Origin of the sequence: Nocardia sp. NBC_00511 (assembly GCF_045161165.1) — a bacterium.
GTDB lineage: Bacteria > Actinomycetota > Actinomycetes > Mycobacteriales > Mycobacteriaceae > Nocardia.
Genome location: NZ_CP107849.1, coordinates 4,044,779 through 4,062,239 on the forward strand (window position 1 = coordinate 4,044,779; position 17,461 = coordinate 4,062,239).

A 17,461-nucleotide genomic window follows, 5' to 3' on the forward strand; every position below is an offset into this window, starting at 1 on the left:
CACTGTAAATTCCTACAGTTTATTCACGGCAACACGGGGGCGATACTGTGGCAAACATGCCTTACTTCGGCGCCAGGTTCTCGAGTACGACTTCGGCTACCGCCTTCATGGTGGTGCGACGGTCCATGGCCGTGCGCTGAATCCATTTGAAGGCCTGCGGTTCCGACAGTCCCTGGGTCTGCATGAGCACACCCTTGGCACGCTCGACCAGCTTGCGTGTCTCGAGCCGATCGGTGAGGTTGGCAACCTCGCTCTCGAGCGCGGCGATCTCGTGGAAACGGGAAGCGGCCAATTCGATGGCCGGCACCAGATCCGACTTGGTGAACGGCTTCACCAGGTAGGCCATCGCTCCCGCGTCGCGAGCCCGCTCCACCAGGTCGCGCTGACTGAAAGCCGTCAGAATGACCACCGGCGCAAGGCGTTTCGACGCGATCTCGGCAGCGGCGTCTATACCGTCGCGGCGCGGCATCTTCACGTCCATGATGACCAGATCCGGCCGCAGCTCTTCGGCGAGATCGACGGCCTGCTGGCCGTCACCCGCCTCACCCACTACCTGATAGCCCTCCTCGGAGAGCATCTCCACCAGGTCCATCCGGATGAGCGCCTCGTCCTCGGCAACCACCACCCGCTTGGGGGCGGATGCCGCTGAGTCCTTCTTCGAACCGCCCCCTGCTGTCGTTCCCATAGATGAACCCCTGTCGCCTTCCGAATACCAACACCCGATGCCACCCGTCTTGCGCCACCCTCGCAGGACCGGCACGCACCCGAGTCTCCCAAAGAGTACCGCCCACCCGCCCCCACAACCCACGTACCCAGGGCAAACCGACCAGTATCACAACGGTGTAGTCCCGCCGCCTGCCCGATTGGGCCGAGCGCCCCGGACCCGCTATGCTTTCTCCCCGGTGCGCCGAGTTGGCGGAATAGGCAGACGCGACGGTCTCAAAAACCGTTGCCCGAAAGGGCGTGTGGGTTCGATTCCCACACTCGGCACCAACACTGAAGGGCTGTTCCAGCGGATGCCGGGACAGCCCTTCAGCCGTATATATGTGCGCGGCTAGGTGGAGACGCGTTTGAAGTCGCTGATCAGCCAGCGGCCGTCGGGTTGCTCCTCGGCGGTGACCACCGAGGCGACCAGGGTGACTGCCGGGTCGGGGGTGAGGTCGTTGGTGGTGGACTGCTTGACGTAGCCGATGCCGAGGGCGGTGCCGCCGGTGATCGCGCGCAGGCCGCAATTGAATTCGATGACCTGGCTGCGACTGTTGGTGGAGGCGAAGAAGTCTCGGGTGGCGTCGCGGGTGTCGAGCAGGTGCTGACGGTAGGCGCCGGTCGAGGCGTCGAGGGCGCCGATGAAATAGTCGTCCAGGGTTTGCGGGTCGTAGGTCGCCATATGGCTGATGTGCAGGTGGATGGCGTGCAGCGCGGCGATGTGGCGGGTGCCGATCTTCGAGATCTCCGGGGCCAGGCCGGCGGGAGGCGCGGTCTGGGTCGGGACGGCACCGAAGTTCGCGGCCTTGCTCGGCGGGGTGGCCGAGTGCGCGTCGTCATCGGATCGGGCCAGGGCGGTGGCGCCGACCGCTATGGCGCCCAACGGAAGAATGCCCGCGATGGCCGCGAGCTTGCGGCGCGACATCGGCTGTTTCATGGGCGGCGTGTCCGGGAATGGCGGCGGCTCGGCCGGCGGGAAGGACAGCGACGCATTCTCGGATTCGGTCATAAATTTCCTCACTGTTGAACGGCGCCGATTCGAGATGCTATCGGGCGGGCCGTTATTCGGCTGACGATTCAGCGAAAGTCAAGGCACACAGTCCATTTAGATGTGAATTGCGCGAAATGCCTTTGTTGTCCTTTTCTCATCCGTCGTGGATGAGGCGCGCGCCCCGGGCGTGCGCTGAGGTGAGCGGATGCGACGAATCCTGATTCCGCTCGGACTGGCCCAGTTCATCTGCAGTTTCGCCGGATCGAGCATGAATGTGATGATCACCGAGATCAGCACCGACCTGCACACCTCGGTGGCGGGCGTACAGGTGGTGATCACGGTGTTCCTGCTGGTGATGGCGGCGCTGATGATTCCCGGTGGCGCGCTGACCGAACGCTGGGGCCGGAAACGCTGTCTGCGAGCCGGATTGATGATCTATGCCGCGGGCGCATTGCTCAGCGCGATCGCGCCGGGATTGGGCGTATTGATCCTCGGCAATTCACTACTGGAAGGCGTGGGCACCGCGCTGCTGATTCCACCGGTGTATATCCTCGCCACCCTGCTGACTCCGGATTCCGGGTCGCGTGCGCGAGCTTTCGGCGTGATCACCGGAATGGGTGGAATCGGCGCTGCCGCAGGACCATTGATCGGTGGAATGATCACCGAGTGGGCATCGTGGCGGGCGGTGTTCGTCTTCCAGGCCGTGATCGTGGCGATCGTGATCGTCGCTGGCCGCCGGATCACCGATCCGTTGCCCGCGCAGCCGTCGCGGCCCTTCGACGTGGTGGGCGCGCTGCTGTCGGCCACGGGGCTGGTGAGCGTGGTGGCGGGAATCATGGTGGCCGACAGCAGTCTCGGAGCCGCCGCCGGACTGCTGATCGCGGGCACGCTCGCCTTGACGGGGTGTGCCGGATACCTCCGGGTTCGCGAGCGCGCGGGCAAGCCGGTGTTGTTGCCGTCGCGGGTCTTTGACAACCGCACCGCGAATCTGGCGCTGGTGACGCAGAACCTGCAATGGCTGCTGCTGATGGGCGTGTCGTTCGTGGTGGCGACCTACCTGCAGGTGGGGCGCGGCTACGACGCGATCGGTACGGGGCTGATCTTCACGGCGGCGACCGGTGGGGTGCTGTGCGCGTCGCTGGCCGCCGAACGCCTGGCCCGCCGCCACCCGCAGCGCCTGTTGATCATGACCGGATTCGCCACGACGACAGTGGGAATCGGGCTGCTGCTGCTTCTGGTTCGCGCGCATCCCGGCGCGGTCGCGTGCACACCCGGGTTGCTGCTGTTCGGTCTCGGCGTGGGGACGATGCTGACGCCGTCGGTGAACGTCGTGCAGTCCGCGTTCCCCGAGTCCGATCAGGGCGAGATCTCCGGGCTCTCGCGCGCGGTGTCGAATCTGGGTTCCGCGTTGGGAACCGGCGTCGCGGGCACCCTGCTGGTGGCGGGCCTGGCCGACCCCGCCCGCGCCTATCCGCTCACCCTGCTGGTCCTCGCGGCGCTCGGGATCGCGGGCTTCGCCACGGCCGCGCTGCTACCCGGCCGGGCCCGACCCGCGGCCGGATCTCTCACCCGCGATGTGTGACGTCCACCCACCCCCGGTGCTTCTACCGTCGGCGCGGTACCGATCCGGACACACAACCCAAGGAGGATCCGATGGCAGGAACCCTGACGGTCTGGAAGTTCCCGACGGCCACCGGTGCCGCGGAGGCGATCGCGGAACTCAAGGAACTGCAACGCGAACAGCTGATCACGGTGCAGGACGGCGCGATCGTCAGCTGGCCCGAGAACGCGAAGAAACCCAAGACCAAGCAGCTGCGCAGCCTCACCGGAGCGGGTGCGCTCGGCGGCGCGTTCTGGGGGCTGCTGTTCGGCCTGCTGTTCTTCGTCCCACTGCTGGGGCTGGCGATCGGCGCGGGACTGGGCTCGCTGAGCGGCGCGATGACCGATGTCGGCATCGACGACGGATTCATCGCGCGGCTGAAGGAGCAGATCACGCCGGGCACCTCGGCGCTGTTCGTCCTCACCACGGGCGCGGTGCCCGATCGGGTGGCCGAGCGCTTCCCCGGGCAGGAGGCCGAACTGCTGGCCACCAACCTCTCCGAGGAGCAGGAGGCCACGCTGCGCGACGTCTTCTCCGCCTGACGAGAACGACAGCGGCGGTGGGCTTTTCGGGGGTCCGCCGCCGCCTCGAACGCTTCGACGACAACGCTTCGACGACAAGGAGTTGCTCGTGGACCTGTATCCGCCGATCGCCGATCACGGCCTCATCGGAGACCTGCAGACCGCCGCCCTGGTGTCGCTCGACGGCACGATCGACTGGATGTGCCTGCCGCGCTTCGATTCTCCGAGTGTGTTCGGGTCGCTGCTGGATCAGCAGCGGGGCGGGCACTGCCGGATCCGGCCCGCCCGGCAGACCTATCGCAGCATCCAGATGTACTTTCCGGACACCGCGATCCTGATCACCCGCTTCATGACCGAGTCCGGCACCGGCGAGGTGGTCGATTTCATGCCGCCGATCACCAAGCGCGCACCGACCGGCAATCACCGGCTGGTGCGGATGCTGCGCTGCGTGCGCGGTCGAATCACGTTCGAGCTGGACGTGTTTCCCGCGTTCGACTACGGGCGGCGACCGCATCGCACGCACATCCTGCCCGACGGAGCGCTGTTCGACGGCGGCGATGTCACCCTCACCCTGCACGCCGTGCGCGAGGAGGACGACGCGCAGCTGGCGCGATTGCAACTCGCCGAGGACGGGCGGCTGCGCGGCGCGATCACCCTGGAGGCCGGGCAGGTGCGCGGGGTGATCCTCGAATCGGAGGCCCGGTCGCTGCCGCGCGCGGTGCCGGTCGCCGAGGTGGAGGAACTCTTCGCCGAGACCGTGCGGTTCTGGCACGGCTGGCTGGCGCAGTCGACCTATCGCGGCCGCTGGCGAGAGATGGTGCAGCGCTCGGCCATCACGCTCAAACTGCTGACCTACGCGCCGAGCGGCGGCATCGTCGCCGCGCCCACCGCCGGACTGCCCGAACAGATAGGCGGCGAACGCAATTGGGACTACCGCTTCACCTGGATTCGTGACGCCTCCTTCTCGGTGTATTCGCTGCTGGCGCTCGGATTCACCGAGGAGGCAGCCGATTTCGCGCAGTGGCTGCGCGGGCGCTACCGCTCGCACGGCGGCCCGCTGAAGGTCATGTACCGGGTGGACGGCAGCTGGGACCTGTCGGAGGAGGTGCTCGGGCACTGGGAGGGCTATCGCGGTTCCCGGCCGGTGCGGGTCGGCAACGACGCGGCCGGGCAGTTGCAGCTCGACATCTACGGTGAACTGCTCGACAGCATCTATCAGGCCGATCTGCGCGGCCTGCGGATCGGGCACCAGGGCTGGCACGACGTGGTCGAGCTGCTGGACTGGCTCGGCGACAACTGGGACCAGCCTGAGGAGGGCATCTGGGAAACCCGCAGCGGCCGAGCCGATTTCACCTACGGGCGGCTGATGAGCTGGGTGGCTTTCGATCGCGCGGTGCGGCTGGCGGGCGAACACAGCCTGCCCGGTCCGGTCGACCGGTGGCAGCGGCATCGCGACCGGGTGTACGACCAGCTGTGGGAACGCGGCTGGAATCCGCACCGGCAGGCCTTCGTCCAACACTACGACTCCGACGTACTGGATTCCTCGCTGCTGCGGATGGCGCAGGTCGGCTTCGTCGCACCGCAGGATCCGATGTGGCTCTCGACGCTGGACGGCATCGCCGCGGAGCTGGTCACCGACAGTCTGGTGTACCGCTACGACCCGCTCGCCTCCCCGGACGGCTTGCGCGGATCGGAGGGCACGTTCTCGCTGTGCACCTTCAACTATGTGAACGCGCTGGCCCGGGCCGGGCGGACCGAGCAGGCGCGGCTGGTGTTCGAGAAGATGCTGACCTACGCCAACCACGTCGGCCTCTACGCCGAGGAAATCGACCTCACCGGAACGCAATTGGGCAACTTCCCGCAGGCGTTCACCCACCTGTCGCTGATCGACGCGGCGATCGCGCTGGATCGGGCGCTGGACGCGGCCGCGGTGTCCGAGCATGGGCTGCTGCTGCCGGAGTCCGTGCTGCCACGCTGAATTCGGCGCGGCGGACCGTCACAGGATGCCGTCGCGCCGGGCCCGCTCGAGGGCGGCGGGCCGCGAGTGCACCCCGAATTTCGCGTAGACGCCGCGCATGTGGGTCTTGACGGTGTTGACCGACACCCCGAGCGCGGTCGCGATCTGCTCCGCCGTCCGGCCGGACGGAAGATGCCGCAGCACAGTCATTTCCGCCGCGGTGAGCAGGTTCTCGACGGCCGGACGGCGGGCCTGGGTGTGGTGTCGGACGCGTTCCACGAAGGCCTCGTGGTCGCCGAAACTCCCGGCGTGGTCGTCGAGCAGGGCGATGCTGCCCGGCACCTCGAGGAACGGTCGCATCAGCTGCTGCGGGGTGGCGGCGGCCAGCGCGTTGTCGAGTCCGCGCCGCACCCGATGGCGGCGGTCGCCGGTGTCGCTGCGGACCGCGTACAGCAGCCACAGGGTGGCCCGGTCGATCGGGGGCAGCGCCTCGGACTGCTCGAGCACGGGCGCGAACAGCTGCTGTGCCGCGGCCCTGCCGTTCTCGGCCAGCGCGGAGGTCGCCCGGCACAGTTCGATGCGGGGCGTCGCACCGATGACCGCGCCCGCGTGTTCGATGAGCAGCTGTGCGGTGCGCGGCTCGCGGACCTCGAGCAGCACCCGGACCACGTGCGGCAGTAGCCCTTCCGCCGCGACGGGCAGCGGGCCACCCTGCTCGAGCAGCGCCATCATGCTGTGCCGCAGCCCGGCCGCGGCATCATGGCGGTCTGTGCCGGTATGGAAGCCGAGCAGCCGCCCCACCACATCCGCCGACCAGCCCGCCACCGGGATGGTCGACCCGTCCGGCTGTTCGCGCGTCACCGAGAGTGTCGCGGCCTGCGCCGCATCCCACGAATCCCCTTGCAGGAACGCACCGTACAGCGACAGGGCCAGCGCGTGGGCGGTGTCGGAGGACGGCGCGAGAGTGTGGTCGGCGGCGAGGACCAGGGCGCGACCGGCCCGCTCCCGCATCTGGGTGACCGCGTCGTCGAGTCCGGCGGTCGCGGCCAGCCGGGTCAGCGAACGCAGCGCCAGGCGAGGCTGATTCGCGCCCGTGGCCAGTAGCAGCCCACGCCGCAACTGCCGCGAACCCTCGATTCGATTGCCGTACAGCACCTGCGCGGTGGCCAGCTGCGTCGCCAGGTAGCCGTCGACACCGGCGTGCCCGACTGCCTCGACCTGCGGCGGGTCCGGTTGGTCGGCCGTCTCACGCACCAGCGCCGTGTCGACCGCCACGGCCTGCCGCAGCGGAGCCAGCCACGCGGCCGGTGCCACGGATGTTGTTGTGCCGCTGCCATTGTGCGCCAGCTCCAGACAGGTGACGGCTCCGGCGCGGTCGCCGTGCGCGAGAGCGTCCACCGCCCGCAGCAGCCACACGAACGGATCGTCGTTCAGGGCCGGGCGCAGCTCGGTGATCGCGTCGAAGAGGGCGGGGCCAGCCCCGTCCAGCACCAGGACGATGCCGCGCCGGCGCAGGAAGTCCGCGATCGGCTCCACCGACGGCTCGGTCAGCAGATGTGGCAGCGCCGCCAGCGGCCGCCCGGCACGATCGTGGAACGCGGCGGTCCGCAACGCCAGTTCGCGCGCCAGTCCCGGTGTGGCATAGCGGATCTCGTCCCGTAGGTGAGCGTGCACCAGCGGATGATGGGTCAGCTGGGATTCGCCTTCGTCCAGCTGTCGCGACAGCGGAAAGTTCACCCTTTCGAGTTCCCGCAACAGGTGTCGCGCGCCGGGTCCGGCCAGCGCCTCGGCGAGTGCCGGGGTGAACGACTCCGGAATCGCTGTGTAGAGCAGGAATTGGCGCAGCGGCGGCGGCAGCGGGCCGATCAGCTCGGTGCGGAGGAAGTCCGAGACGGCCGGGGCCGGATGGGCGAAAGCGGCCAGCGCGACGCCGGGTTCGCCGGGGTGGGCGACGAAGTGGAGGGCGGCGATCCGCACCAGCGCGGGCCAGCCTCCGGTCAGCCGCGCCAGTTCGGCGGCCGCCCTATCGTCGAGGTGGCAGCCGTGCTGCCCGCACAGCTCACGCACCTGCGCGGGCGAGAACGCCAGTTCGTCCGCACCGATCCGGGTGAGCCGCGCCGCGAGCGGCAGACCGTGCCAGCGCACGGGCGGTTCGAAGCGCGCGCAGACCACCACCGCGAAGCCGGGCGGCGCATGCTGCAAGAGGTACTCGAACCCGGCCAGCACCAGTGGATCGGTCAGCAGGTGGGCGTCGTCCACAATCAGCGTCATCGGCCCGGGAAGCCGCGCCAGCGCGGCGACGACCTGCCCCGCGACCCCGGTGGGACCGTGCAGAACATCCTGCGGGACAACGGTTTCCGGCGACAGCCCGAGGCAGTCGGCGAGCGCGTCGAAGAACCGTTCGGGGTGGTCGACCTCGGCGGTGACGGTGAGCCCTCCGGCGGCCCGGGCACCCGCGCGACGGCGCAGCCAGTCGGTGACCGCGGTGGTCTTGCCGGTGCCCGCGGCGGCACACACCAGCAGCACCCGGGTGCCCGCGCAGGCGGCATCGAATCGGTCGTGCAGCGCCGGATTCTCGATCGAGGTGAACGACATCGGTGCGGACAAGGTCTTCCCTTTCCCGAGGTGCCCGCATCGTCCTCATCCGGAACGTGCGATGGCACAGCCTGATCGGTTGCCTAACCTGCGACGCATCGACCACATCGATCCACCCGGCAGAGAGGGCTCGAAATGACCGAACATCCTGTGCGCCGAGGCATCGCGGCCGGTACCTCCGTGGGTGCGGCGATCCTGCTGATCACCGTGGGCACCCTGTCGGTGCTGGCCGGCATCTCCGCGGTCGCCGACGACGGGCTCTACGTGGTCGGCACCACCTACATCTACGAGCTCGACCTGACCGCGTGGGGCTGGACCCACATCGTGCTCGGGGCCCTGCTCGCCTGCTCCGGCGGCGGCCTGCTGGCCCGCAAGACCTGGGGCCGGACGGCGGCGATGATCATCGCGGCCCTGTCCATCATCGCGAATTTCCTTTCCCTGCCGTACTACCCGTGGTGGTCGATCCTGGTGATCGGGCTCGACGTGATCGTCATCTGGGCGGTGGCCACCTGGACCGGCCGCCCGGCGTGAGCCGCCTCGCGCGCTGCCGGTGGTTCGTCTCGCACGCCGTGCTCACCGGACTGCTGATCGGGATGGCGGTGAAGATCGCGCTGGCCGAACTGCCGGGCCTGACCGGGGTGCGCACGGCCGAGACGGATGTCGCTGCGCTGCGGGTGATCTCGCATCCCGGCCGGTTCGACGGGGCGTCGCTGCTGATCGGCGGACTCGCGGTGATCGTGCTGATCGGGCTGCGGCGACACCGCCCGGCGCTACCCGCCGCGCCGCTGGCGCTGCTGGTTCCGACCGCGGTCGTCGCACTGGCCCGGCTGCGCACCGTGCGCCCGATGTCGGAGGTGGGTGGGGTGCGCAGCCTGCCGCTGCCCGCGCCGCCCGGTCCGGGGCCCGCGGTGGCGCTCGCCGCGAGTGGCGCGGTGGCGTTCGTGATGGTCGCGGCCATCGGGCGCCCTCGCCACCGGCGGCCGACGGTGGCGAGGCCACAGCGCAGCCCCGAATCTGATTCCGGCACCGGATATTTCGGTCCCGGCCGACGCGGCCACGCGTGGTCCCGAGTTCCGGTGCCGGTCCGAGCCTGGACGCTGCTGGCGATCGCGACGGGCGGTCGGCTGCTGAGCGAGACCGCGATGCCCGCCGTGGCGGCGGTGTACATCACCGGTGCGGTGCTGGCCGTGCGCCGCTGCGCCGTCGGCCCGATCTGGAACGGCGGGACCGCACCGCGCGTCGCACTCACGTCGAGTTGCTGTGCGGCCCTGGCACTCCCGGTCACCGAGGCGGTGGCGATCGGCGCGCTGCATTCGGTGCTGCAGCAGTTCAATCGGGAGGACGTGGATCTGCGACTGACCGAGCTGCGCCTCGTGAACGGGGCGCTGAGCAGGGTGCGGGCACCGGTTCGCCTGCGGGACAACGGCGTCACCGTGCTCGAGGTGCGCGGCAGCGCGCGCTTCGCCGGTACCCGCACCCTGCGCGATCGACTGCCCGCGGTGGCGGGACGGAAATCGGTGGTCGTCATCCGGCTCGACGGTCCGTGTGGGGGGCACGGGCCGTTGAGCGTGCTCGCGGCGTACGCCGAGCGACTGGAACGGTCCGGCGGACGGCTGTATCTGAACGGAATCGATCCGGGCGCAAAGGATTTCTGGACCGATGCGCAGCTGGACCGCGCCGGGGTAGCGCTGGTTTTCGCGACCGGGCCGACCACGCCCGCCCCACCGCTGACCCCCGAGGTCCGGCTACGCCCGGTCGGGCTGACCAGCGGACACACGCGATGATGGCATCGCATCGGCACATGGCGAGACCTCCCGTCGGGCTACCCGTCGAGCATTCACCCCGAGGCTTTTCCGCGACTTCTCGGCGACTTTCACAGCGACACGCCAATTCGCCATTTCACACCAAACATCCAGTCATGGCTAACATTTCGCAATCAGCCGGGCAGGTGTTCCGGACGGTGGCGAATCGTGGGCGGATCGTGGTTTCGAACAATCGGCGGCAGATACGGGTACTGGGTCCGCTCCAAGTGGTGATCGACGACGCGCCCGCCGAGCTGCGCGGGCGAATCCCGCGCGCCCTGCTGGGGCGACTGGTGATCGCACACGGTGAGACGGTGCCTGTGGAGCGGCTGGTGTCCGACCTCTGGGACGGCCGCCCGCCGGCCAGCGCGCTGTCGGTGCTACAGGTGCAGGTACACAAGCTGCGGCGAGTGCTCGAGCCGCAGCGTCCGCGCCGCGCGGCCGCGGAGATCGTGGTCTCCGAAGCACCCGGCTATGCCCTGCGACTGGCGGTCGGCGAGGTCGACGCCTGGCAATTCGAGGACGGACTGGGTAAGTACGAGAACCTGATTCGCGACCGCGGCGATGCCCTCGATCCCGCCGAACGCTGCCGAATCCTCGACACCGTATTGGCGGACTGGCACGGCCCCGCCCTGGCCTCGTTCGCCGAGCAGCACTGGGCGGCGGCCGAGGCGGCCCGGCTCACCGACCTGCGACTGCTCGCCGCCGAATCCCGGGCCCGCGCCGCACTGGAATTGGACCGCCCGGTCGAGGTCGTCACCGGACTGCGGGCGCTGGTGCAGCGGCGACCGGATCGGGAAGAGAGCACCCGGCTGCTGGCGACCGCTCAGTATCGGCTGGGTCAGCAGGCCGCGGCCCTGGCCACTCTGCGCCGCACCCGCGAATACCTCGGCGCGGAACTCGGTGTCGATCCCGGCCGTCGATTGCAGGACCTCGAGATCTCCATCCTCACTCAGTCCGACGCACTCGACGGCCCCGCGAGTTCGGTCGCGACTCCCCCGCCCGAACGCCGCGCGCGATATCCACGACAGCGCGCGGCGGCGTTGGCGGCGGCGAGAATCGCACGCGAGCAAGGCATCCGGCTGGTGTGGCTGGTCGACTCCACCGGATCCGACGCGGGCACACCGGCCGACACGGTGGCAGCGGCCCTGCGCGCGCAGTCGTGGACGGTGGTGCGGGCACGCTGCCGCGCCGGGGACACCCGGCCAGTTCGGGTGTGGGCCGAGATCGCGGACCGGTTGGGCGGTGGCGCCGGCATGGTCGCCGGATCCCTGTCCGGCGCCGGCGAATACGACATCGCACGCACCATCGTGCGGCGCTGCCGCGCGAGCACGCCGCAGCAACCGGTCGCGCTGGTGCTCGACGAACTACAGCACGGCGACCCGGCCACCTGGCGGATCCTGCGCCTGATCACCCACTGGCTGCGCCGCAGTCCGGTCCTGGTGGTCCTCACCGCCCGCACCGCCGACGCGGATCCGGAACTGCGCGCCACCGCCGCCGCGCTTGCCGACCGGACCGCCGCATGGGAGGAGTCGATCACACCGCCGGTCGAACGGCCGAACGAGTGAGCGCAATTTGCTGTGACATAGCGAGATTCGCTCGGAGATAATCGTATACGGCCATGAACAGCCGTCTCAATTCTCGGGGCCGCTGTTTTTACCCGGCCTGGACGACAGCAACATCGACACTGTCCGACAATGCCTCCATAGGGACTTTCCGTGCCATTGCGCTGGTGAGAGACTTCACCAGCGCGCAGAACTCGGTTGCCGCACAGTGTCGTTCATGACTTGCCGTCGACGGGCAAGGGTCGCGCCACCCGGGTCCGTGCGCGCCCCGAAATGAAACCTTGCATATTTGCCGGATCCGTTCATGTTCTCGGACAATGCATCTGGCAGAGTGTGATGTCGCTCAATTTCCGGCAATCGCTGGGAAGTAGCAGTGGACAACTAAATGCGCATGTCATATATCTGTGTGCGGCGACTCGATTGGATAGCGAGGAATGTCATGCCATTGCATGTGGAGACCGCCCCGATACCGGGCCTCCTACAACCCCCGACCTTGGGCAAGGTGTTGCGCAGATTGCGCGACACCCGCCGGATTTCCCGGGAGAAACTCGCCTACAACGCGGGCGTGAGCACCAGCTACATCACCCATCTGGAGAACGGCCTGCGCGAACGTCCGACCCGCGAGGTACTGCAGGCGCTGGTCCGCTATCTCGATCGACTCGGGCCGCTGTCCGAGGTGGAACACCGGCATCTGCGCGATCTCACCGGATTCGGCGGCGAGGACTATCCCTCGGCCGGGCAATTGCGCGGCGAGATCACCGACGACCTGCGGCACGCGCTGACATTGCACGAACCCAATCTCGCCGCCTATCTGGATACCCGATGGAATCTGCTGGCCTGCAACGACAGTTACGAACAGGCGTTTCCGGGGATCCGCGCCGACGGCAATCTGCTGCACTGGTTGCTGGGCAACGAATCCGCGCGCAGCGTCGTGGTGGAGTGGGAGTACGAGGTGCGTTTGCTGGTGCGATGGCTGCGCGGACTGCTCGCCGGCGCGGGCGACGCGGCCTCCGCGGCGGCATTTCTCGCCGAACTCGAACGGTACGAACATTTCCGCAGCGCATGGGACGAGGAGATCGCGGCATACGGGCGCGACCGGCCGCTGATGCAGTTGCGCGATCCCGCCTCCGGCCGGCCGAGAACGATTGCCGTGCAGTCCTTCCGGGTGGACTCGGTACTGCACACCGATCGAATGCAGGTGTTGCTCGGCATTCCGGTCGACAACCCGATCCGCACCGGTAGGCTCGCGCGCACCGCGCTGTTGTCCGGCGGAACATATACGGGCGAGTATCAGTACTCGGCGGCATCGGTCGAAACCCGCTGACACTCTGGAAAATTCGATTTCCGGGGACTTGTATTCACGCCATGGAGAACAGAAAATGCCCGACCGGCGTGGCCCTGGCGACCCGGCCCGACCACATTCCGGGAGATCCGGGCGCGTACCTGCGCGACGATCTCGAGAGCCTGCTGACCCAGGGTGCGATCGGCTTGGACGCGCGCATGCGCCACGCCATTTCGGCCACCGTGCACCTCGCCGTCGACGCACCGCCCGGTCTGCCCACCGACACCGAGGATTTCCTCGCCCGACTGGACGCGATGTGGCTGCTCGCCGTCTGGTCCGAACACGACGCGGAACTCTCGCTGCTGGCGACCCTGGCCGCGGGCGAGGTCCCCGCGCTGTCGTGGTGCGAATTGATGTTCACCACCGCGCTGGCGCCCTGGTCGGCGATTCCGGCGGCGGTGCGCTCCCGGGAGCTTTTCGGCGACCGTTCCGAGCCCCGCACCACCGAAAACGCTGCACAGTGATGTGCAAATCGAATCACCTTGCAGCACTTTCGGATTCGAGGCAATTGGGGGCTTGACACTGGTACCGTCCGCCGCGGCGCGCGGTTCGCGCCGGATAGGAAGTATGGAATGTCCAAATCCCTTTTCCTGCTGGGCGTCAGCGCGGGTGCGGCACTGGCCGCGACCATGGGTTTCGCGGCACCGGCTCAGGCCATGGTCGACAGTGTCGGGGTGTACGGGGCCACCTCCGGTGCACCGTGCCGGGTCGACGTGGGGTGCTCGATCATCGCGACGCTCACCGGGTCGGACAGCATGACGCCGGTGGAGTTCATCGTCGCCGGCACCTCACTGGGGACCGCCACCCCCTCGGCCGACTCCAATGGGAAGGTGACCGCGACCATGCTGTGGAATCCGCCCAAGGACGGGCTGTATGCGGTGCAGGTCAAGCAGAACGGGACCGCGGACAGCATCTCGTACTACGTGAGCAACAACGGGCAGGGCATCTGCGGCTGGCTGCCCAGCGGATCGGGCACCGGGTCCGGCGGTAGCGGGTCCGGCACCGGGTCCGCGGGATCGGGGTCGGCGGATTCGGGATCCGGGACCGGCTCGGGCGGAACAGGTTCGGGCGGTACGGGATCGGGCGGGACCGGCTCGGGCTGCTGACGCATATGCCGTGAACCCGGACCGGTCGGAGGGGGCCGGGTTCACGGCACCGGCCCACGGGCCTGGCAAGACATCGATTTCCATGGCGGTCCCCCGCACCGCGAAGACGTAACGGGTATTCCGGCGGTACCGAAATATTCAGTGGCCCGGGCACATACGTCTATCAGCCAGCAGGGGGAATCATGTCCGTGAATACCCGTTCGCGAGGTTCACGCGTCGCCGTATCGATTGTCGGCGTGATCGCGTCGGCGAGCCTGATCGGCGCGTGCTCGAGCACCTCGTCGACCTCGAGTCCGTCCTCGACGCCCGCCACGACCACCACGGCGGCGTCTTCCACGCCCGGCGGCACGACGGTGCCACCGCCGTCGACTTCGGCTCGGCCGCCGGTCGTTCCGGTCACGCCGACCGTGGCGCCGCCGGTCATCCAATCGCCGGTTCCGCCGATCATCCAATCGCCGGTTCCGCCGGTCTCCCCGCCGACCACCTCGCCCGCCACCGGCTATCCGCCGTCGGGCACCACCTTCAGCGGCGAGAACATGACCGCCGGGCAGATCACCGATCTACAGCAGGCCGTGGACAACGGCCACCAGCCGTGGCGACTGGACCGGGTGTCGGTGGCGAAGTCGTTCCTGCAAGGGCGTTTCGGCTGGACCGATGTGCAGACCGAGTTCGGTCCGCCGACGGTGCTTTTCGTCACCAACAAGGACGGCGGCAAGCTCTCGGTGCACCTCGTCCAACCGGCCACGCAGGGCGACAACGGTATATGGGAGGTTGCCAGCGGCACCTGGAACTAGCGTGATGCCCATGGAACTGGGCGCCGGATGGGACACCGTGGCCACGCTGGTCGACGGCCGCTGGGTGGAGCGACGACCGCGACGCGACGAGGTGGTCGCGCAACTACGGCGCGAGACCCGCATGATGCCGTGGCTGGCGGCGGCCCTGCCGCTGCCGGTTCCGGTCCCGGAGATCGCGAGCGAGGACCCGTTCGTGGTCCGGCACATTCTCGTCACCGGGGAGCCCATCGAGGCCCCGAATGCCGCCGACGGTGCGGCGTTCGCCAGCTTCCTGCTTGCGCTGCACGGTGTTTCACCGGCCGAGGCACTGCGCCACGGTCTGCCCGACCCGGAACTGACCCGGGCCGAACGCGCCGAGGCCATCGCCAGCTTCCGCGGCGAGGTGCTGCCGCTGCTTCCGGCGAGCGAGCGGGCGGCGGCGACCGCGCTGCTCGACGGCTTCGCGGGCATGCCCGCCGACACCGTCGTGCACGGTGACCTCGGACCCGACCATCTGCTCGTCGAGGGCGGACGGCTCAGCGGCGTGATCGATTTCGGCGACGCGCATCTCGGCGACGCCGCCATGGACCTGGCGTGGGGACTGTCGGAGGCACCCCCGGAATTCGCGGACGCGCTGGCGCGCAGCTACGGCGTCACCGCCGAGCTGCGGCGGCGAGCACTCGTCTGGAGTCGGCTCGGACCGTGGTACGAGGCGCTCTACGGGATGGACACCGGGCAGCCCGAGCTGGTCGACAGCGGCGTGGACGGCATCCTCGCCCGACTCCGGTGACTGCTCCCCGAAACGGGCATAGACTGCGGGTCAGGGCTAAAACGCGTGCGTTTCGAACCGGATGCCGGGATCTGTCGTAGATCCGCACAGAAGAGCTAGCGCGTGCGGAGGTCGCGAATGCGGGTAGAGAGAATGACCGCGGACCTGTCGGAATATCCGGATCTGGTCGTGATCCTGCTGGGCATGCGGGTGCACAAACCCCGCGGGCTGCTGCGACTACTGGGCGTCGGGCCGAAGCTGTATCGCTCCCAGCGCGACCGGCCCGACGGACTGCTCTCGCACGAGGATGTGGTGTGGTCGATGTGGCCGCCGCACTGGGGCGCCCGGCAGTACTGGCGCGATCTCGACAGCCTGGAGCGCTGGACCCGCTCCGAACCGCACCGGGTGTGGTGGCAGCAGTTCCTGCGCGACTCCGGCGGCACCGGCTTCTGGCACGAGGCCTATTTCGCAAGGGGTGGAATCGATTCCGTCTACGACGATATGTTCGCGACCACGGGTCTGGCGCGATTCGCGCCCACCGTGGCGGCTCGCGGCCGATTGTTCTCCACCCGCGGGCGGGTACGCGACGCGGCGCCCGAAATCGCGCCGGCGGTAACCGAATCCGCGCTTTACGATCACGGCGGACAAAACTGTCTTCCTATTGATTTACCCGGAACCAACGGGCATGCTCACATTCCGGGGGCGTCGAGTTGCTGTCCACCCGCGCAGACGATGAACGGGAACCAACGGCAGGCGACCGACATTCGGACGAGGGATGAACATCCCGATTCAAACATGTGATCCGGTCACAGAAGCATTTCGAAGCGGCAACGACGGCATTATGTTGACGGCATGCATGTGCTGTTCGTGTGCAGCGGAAATGTTTGCCGATCCGTCATTGCCGAGCGCCTCACGCTGGCGGTGGCTGCCGAACACGGACTACAGGAGCTATCCGCCGAGAGTGCGGGCGTACGGGCGCTGGTGGGCTTCCCGGTGGAACCCCTTGCCGCACAGACGATTGTCGGACTCGGTGGCGACGCCGCCAATTTCAAGGCGCGCCGCCTGAAGCCGGAACTGGTGCACCGCGCCGAGTTGGTGCTCACCATGACCGAGCAGATTCGCGACCAGGTCCGTGACCTGGTACCCGAGGCGCTGCCGCGCACCTTCACGCTGCTCGAGGCGTATCGCATCGCGAAGGTCAGCGGCGCGCGCACCGTGGTCGGACTGCACGCCGCGCGCGACGATCTGGCCTACGTGGGCCGCGAGAACATCTCCGACCCGGTCGGCCTTTCGCCACAACAGTTCTGCGATGTCGGCGACCGGATCGCCGAGGCACTGGTGCCACTGCTGCTGGCGCTGCACGCGCATCAGCATCCGCAGGCGACCCTGCGCACCCGCGGGACGGCGAACGGCCAGCCGCCACAACTGCTGGTATTACCGGGCGGACGTGACGATTCCGACAGAAGGGCCGAATCCCCCAAGACGGCAGTGGAACCGACGCGGCACGCCGCGGAATCGGCCGGATAGCAGGCGATCCCGCAGTCCGACTCCGGCAAAACTTCGAAACGTCTACGTTTCGGGGTAAAGTGGGCGATCTGAACGCCCGCGTGTCAATGCGCCTGTCTGCCGGGTTGGTCCGGTAAGGGTTTACACTTCCGCGCGGAACACCTACCGTTCCGCCGAACACCACTGCCGGTGGTTCGACACAAGAACAGGATCAAGAGCATGCCGAAGC

At 68.5% G+C, this 17,461-nt stretch carries 17 protein-coding genes and 1 tRNA gene; 14 read left to right on the plus strand and 4 right to left on the minus strand.

All coding sequences use genetic code 11. The features are described from left to right. Positions 1–61: 61 nt before the first annotated feature. A complete protein-coding gene (locus tag OG300_RS19035; protein WP_405497784.1) occupies positions 62–685 on the minus strand; it encodes an ANTAR domain-containing response regulator in 624 nt (207 codons plus the stop codon). Positions 686–906: 221 nt separating this feature from the next. Here OG300_RS19035 and OG300_RS19040 point away from each other — a divergent pair. Continuing rightward, positions 907–993: transfer RNA gene (locus OG300_RS19040), tRNA-Leu, on the plus strand. 61 nt (positions 994–1,054) lie between these two features. On the opposite strand, the gene OG300_RS19045 is transcribed toward OG300_RS19040, so the two are convergent. Continuing rightward, the gene (locus tag OG300_RS19045; protein WP_405497786.1) at positions 1,055–1,714 is read right to left on the minus strand and encodes a hypothetical protein; all 660 of its coding nucleotides are present in this window, start codon (positions 1,712–1,714) and stop codon (positions 1,055–1,057) included. A 187-nt stretch (positions 1,715–1,901) separates the two neighbouring features. Here OG300_RS19045 and OG300_RS19050 point away from each other — a divergent pair, with 187 nt between their 5' ends. From OG300_RS19050 to OG300_RS19060, 3 genes are all read left to right on the plus strand, one after another. After that, positions 1,902–3,278 (plus strand): MFS transporter, encoded by a 1,377-nt coding sequence (locus OG300_RS19050; RefSeq protein WP_405497788.1) that lies wholly within the window; start codon positions 1,902–1,904, stop codon positions 3,276–3,278. 71 nt (positions 3,279–3,349) lie between these two features. Beyond that, positions 3,350–3,838, plus strand: coding sequence for a DUF1269 domain-containing protein (locus tag OG300_RS19055; RefSeq protein WP_405497790.1), 489 nt, complete (start codon positions 3,350–3,352; stop codon positions 3,836–3,838). A gap of 88 nt (positions 3,839–3,926) precedes the next feature. Next, entirely contained in the window at positions 3,927–5,795 is a 1,869-nt protein-coding gene (locus OG300_RS19060; protein WP_405497792.1) for a glycoside hydrolase family 15 protein, read from the plus strand. Positions 5,796–5,813: 18 nt separating this feature from the next. Here the strand turns inward: OG300_RS19060 and OG300_RS19065 are convergent, their stop codons facing one another. Further along, a complete protein-coding gene (locus OG300_RS19065; RefSeq protein ID WP_405497794.1) occupies positions 5,814–8,381 on the minus strand; it encodes a LuxR C-terminal-related transcriptional regulator in 2,568 nt (855 codons plus the stop codon). 123 nt (positions 8,382–8,504) lie between these two features. Between OG300_RS19065 and OG300_RS19070 the strand changes: the two genes are divergently transcribed. The 6 genes from OG300_RS19070 to OG300_RS19095 all read left to right on the plus strand — a co-directional run bounded on the left by OG300_RS19070 (position 8,505) and on the right by OG300_RS19095 (position 14,184). Further along, positions 8,505–8,900: a hypothetical protein gene (locus OG300_RS19070; RefSeq protein WP_405497796.1), complete on the plus strand. Its 396-nt coding sequence runs from the start codon at positions 8,505–8,507 to the stop codon at positions 8,898–8,900. Then, positions 8,897–10,153, plus strand: coding sequence for a SulP family inorganic anion transporter (locus tag OG300_RS19075; protein ID WP_405497798.1), 1,257 nt, complete (start codon positions 8,897–8,899; stop codon positions 10,151–10,153). Before OG300_RS19070 ends, OG300_RS19075 begins: the two co-directional genes overlap by 4 nt. A 134-nt stretch (positions 10,154–10,287) precedes the next feature. Next, positions 10,288–11,739 (plus strand): BTAD domain-containing putative transcriptional regulator, encoded by a 1,452-nt coding sequence (locus OG300_RS19080; protein WP_405497800.1) that lies wholly within the window; start codon positions 10,288–10,290, stop codon positions 11,737–11,739. Between the two features lie 436 nt (positions 11,740–12,175). Next, on the plus strand, positions 12,176–13,060 hold the full coding sequence (locus OG300_RS19085) for a helix-turn-helix domain-containing protein (RefSeq protein WP_405497802.1): 885 nt from the start codon (positions 12,176–12,178) through the stop codon (positions 13,058–13,060). A gap of 41 nt (positions 13,061–13,101) precedes the next feature. Then, positions 13,102–13,542 carry a hypothetical protein gene (locus tag OG300_RS19090; RefSeq protein WP_405497804.1) on the plus strand — a complete coding sequence of 147 codons (441 nt, stop codon included), beginning with the start codon at positions 13,102–13,104 and terminating at the stop codon, positions 13,540–13,542. Positions 13,543–13,650: 108 nt separating this feature from the next. Continuing rightward, a complete protein-coding gene (locus OG300_RS19095) occupies positions 13,651–14,184 on the plus strand; it encodes a hypothetical protein (protein ID WP_405497806.1) in 534 nt (177 codons plus the stop codon). Between the two features lie 163 nt (positions 14,185–14,347). Here OG300_RS19095 and OG300_RS19100 read toward each other — a convergent pair whose 3' ends face one another. Then, positions 14,348–14,608, minus strand: coding sequence for a hypothetical protein (locus OG300_RS19100; RefSeq protein ID WP_405497808.1), 261 nt, complete (start codon positions 14,606–14,608; stop codon positions 14,348–14,350). Between OG300_RS19100 and OG300_RS19105 the strand changes: the two genes are divergently transcribed. From OG300_RS19105 to OG300_RS19120, 4 genes are all read left to right on the plus strand, one after another. After that, positions 14,592–14,978, plus strand: coding sequence for an acyl transferase (locus OG300_RS19105; protein ID WP_405497810.1), 387 nt, complete (start codon positions 14,592–14,594; stop codon positions 14,976–14,978). The two genes, OG300_RS19100 and OG300_RS19105, sit on opposite strands and share 17 nt — an antisense overlap. 10 nt (positions 14,979–14,988) lie before the next feature. Next, positions 14,989–15,747 carry an aminoglycoside phosphotransferase family protein gene (locus tag OG300_RS19110; RefSeq protein ID WP_405497812.1) on the plus strand — a complete coding sequence of 253 codons (759 nt, stop codon included), beginning with the start codon at positions 14,989–14,991 and terminating at the stop codon, positions 15,745–15,747. Between the two features lie 117 nt (positions 15,748–15,864). Further along, positions 15,865–16,527 carry a monooxygenase family protein gene (locus OG300_RS19115; RefSeq protein ID WP_405497814.1) on the plus strand — a complete coding sequence of 221 codons (663 nt, stop codon included), beginning with the start codon at positions 15,865–15,867 and terminating at the stop codon, positions 16,525–16,527. 51 nt (positions 16,528–16,578) lie between these two features. After that, positions 16,579–17,253, plus strand: a complete 675-nt coding sequence (locus OG300_RS19120; protein ID WP_405497816.1) for a low molecular weight phosphatase family protein — start codon at positions 16,579–16,581, stop codon at positions 17,251–17,253. Positions 17,254–17,461 lie beyond the last annotated feature (208 nt).

Excerpts from the sequence above, each read along its gene's own strand:
- OG300_RS19035 (WP_405497784.1), bottom strand. The coding sequence starts at position 685 with ATGGGAACGACAGCAGGGGGCGGTTCGAAGAAGGACTCAGCGGCATCC.
- OG300_RS19045 (WP_405497786.1), bottom strand. The coding sequence starts at position 1,714 with ATGACCGAATCCGAGAATGCGTCGCTGTCCTTCCCGCCGGCCGAGCCG.
- OG300_RS19050 (WP_405497788.1), top strand. The coding sequence starts at position 1,902 with ATGCGACGAATCCTGATTCCGCTCGGACTGGCCCAGTTCATCTGCAGT.
- OG300_RS19055 (WP_405497790.1), top strand. The coding sequence starts at position 3,350 with ATGGCAGGAACCCTGACGGTCTGGAAGTTCCCGACGGCCACCGGTGCC.
- OG300_RS19070 (WP_405497796.1), top strand. The coding sequence starts at position 8,505 with ATGACCGAACATCCTGTGCGCCGAGGCATCGCGGCCGGTACCTCCGTG.
- OG300_RS19080 (WP_405497800.1), top strand. The coding sequence starts at position 10,288 with ATGGCTAACATTTCGCAATCAGCCGGGCAGGTGTTCCGGACGGTGGCG.
- OG300_RS19085 (WP_405497802.1), top strand. The coding sequence starts at position 12,176 with ATGCCATTGCATGTGGAGACCGCCCCGATACCGGGCCTCCTACAACCC.
- OG300_RS19090 (WP_405497804.1), top strand. The coding sequence starts at position 13,102 with ATGGAGAACAGAAAATGCCCGACCGGCGTGGCCCTGGCGACCCGGCCC.
- OG300_RS19095 (WP_405497806.1), top strand. The coding sequence starts at position 13,651 with ATGTCCAAATCCCTTTTCCTGCTGGGCGTCAGCGCGGGTGCGGCACTG.
- OG300_RS19100 (WP_405497808.1), bottom strand. The coding sequence starts at position 14,608 with ATGACCGGCGGCGCCACGGTCGGCGTGACCGGAACGACCGGCGGCCGA.
- OG300_RS19110 (WP_405497812.1), top strand. The coding sequence starts at position 14,989 with ATGGAACTGGGCGCCGGATGGGACACCGTGGCCACGCTGGTCGACGGC.
- OG300_RS19115 (WP_405497814.1), top strand. The coding sequence starts at position 15,865 with ATGCGGGTAGAGAGAATGACCGCGGACCTGTCGGAATATCCGGATCTG.
- OG300_RS19120 (WP_405497816.1), top strand. The coding sequence starts at position 16,579 with ATGCATGTGCTGTTCGTGTGCAGCGGAAATGTTTGCCGATCCGTCATT.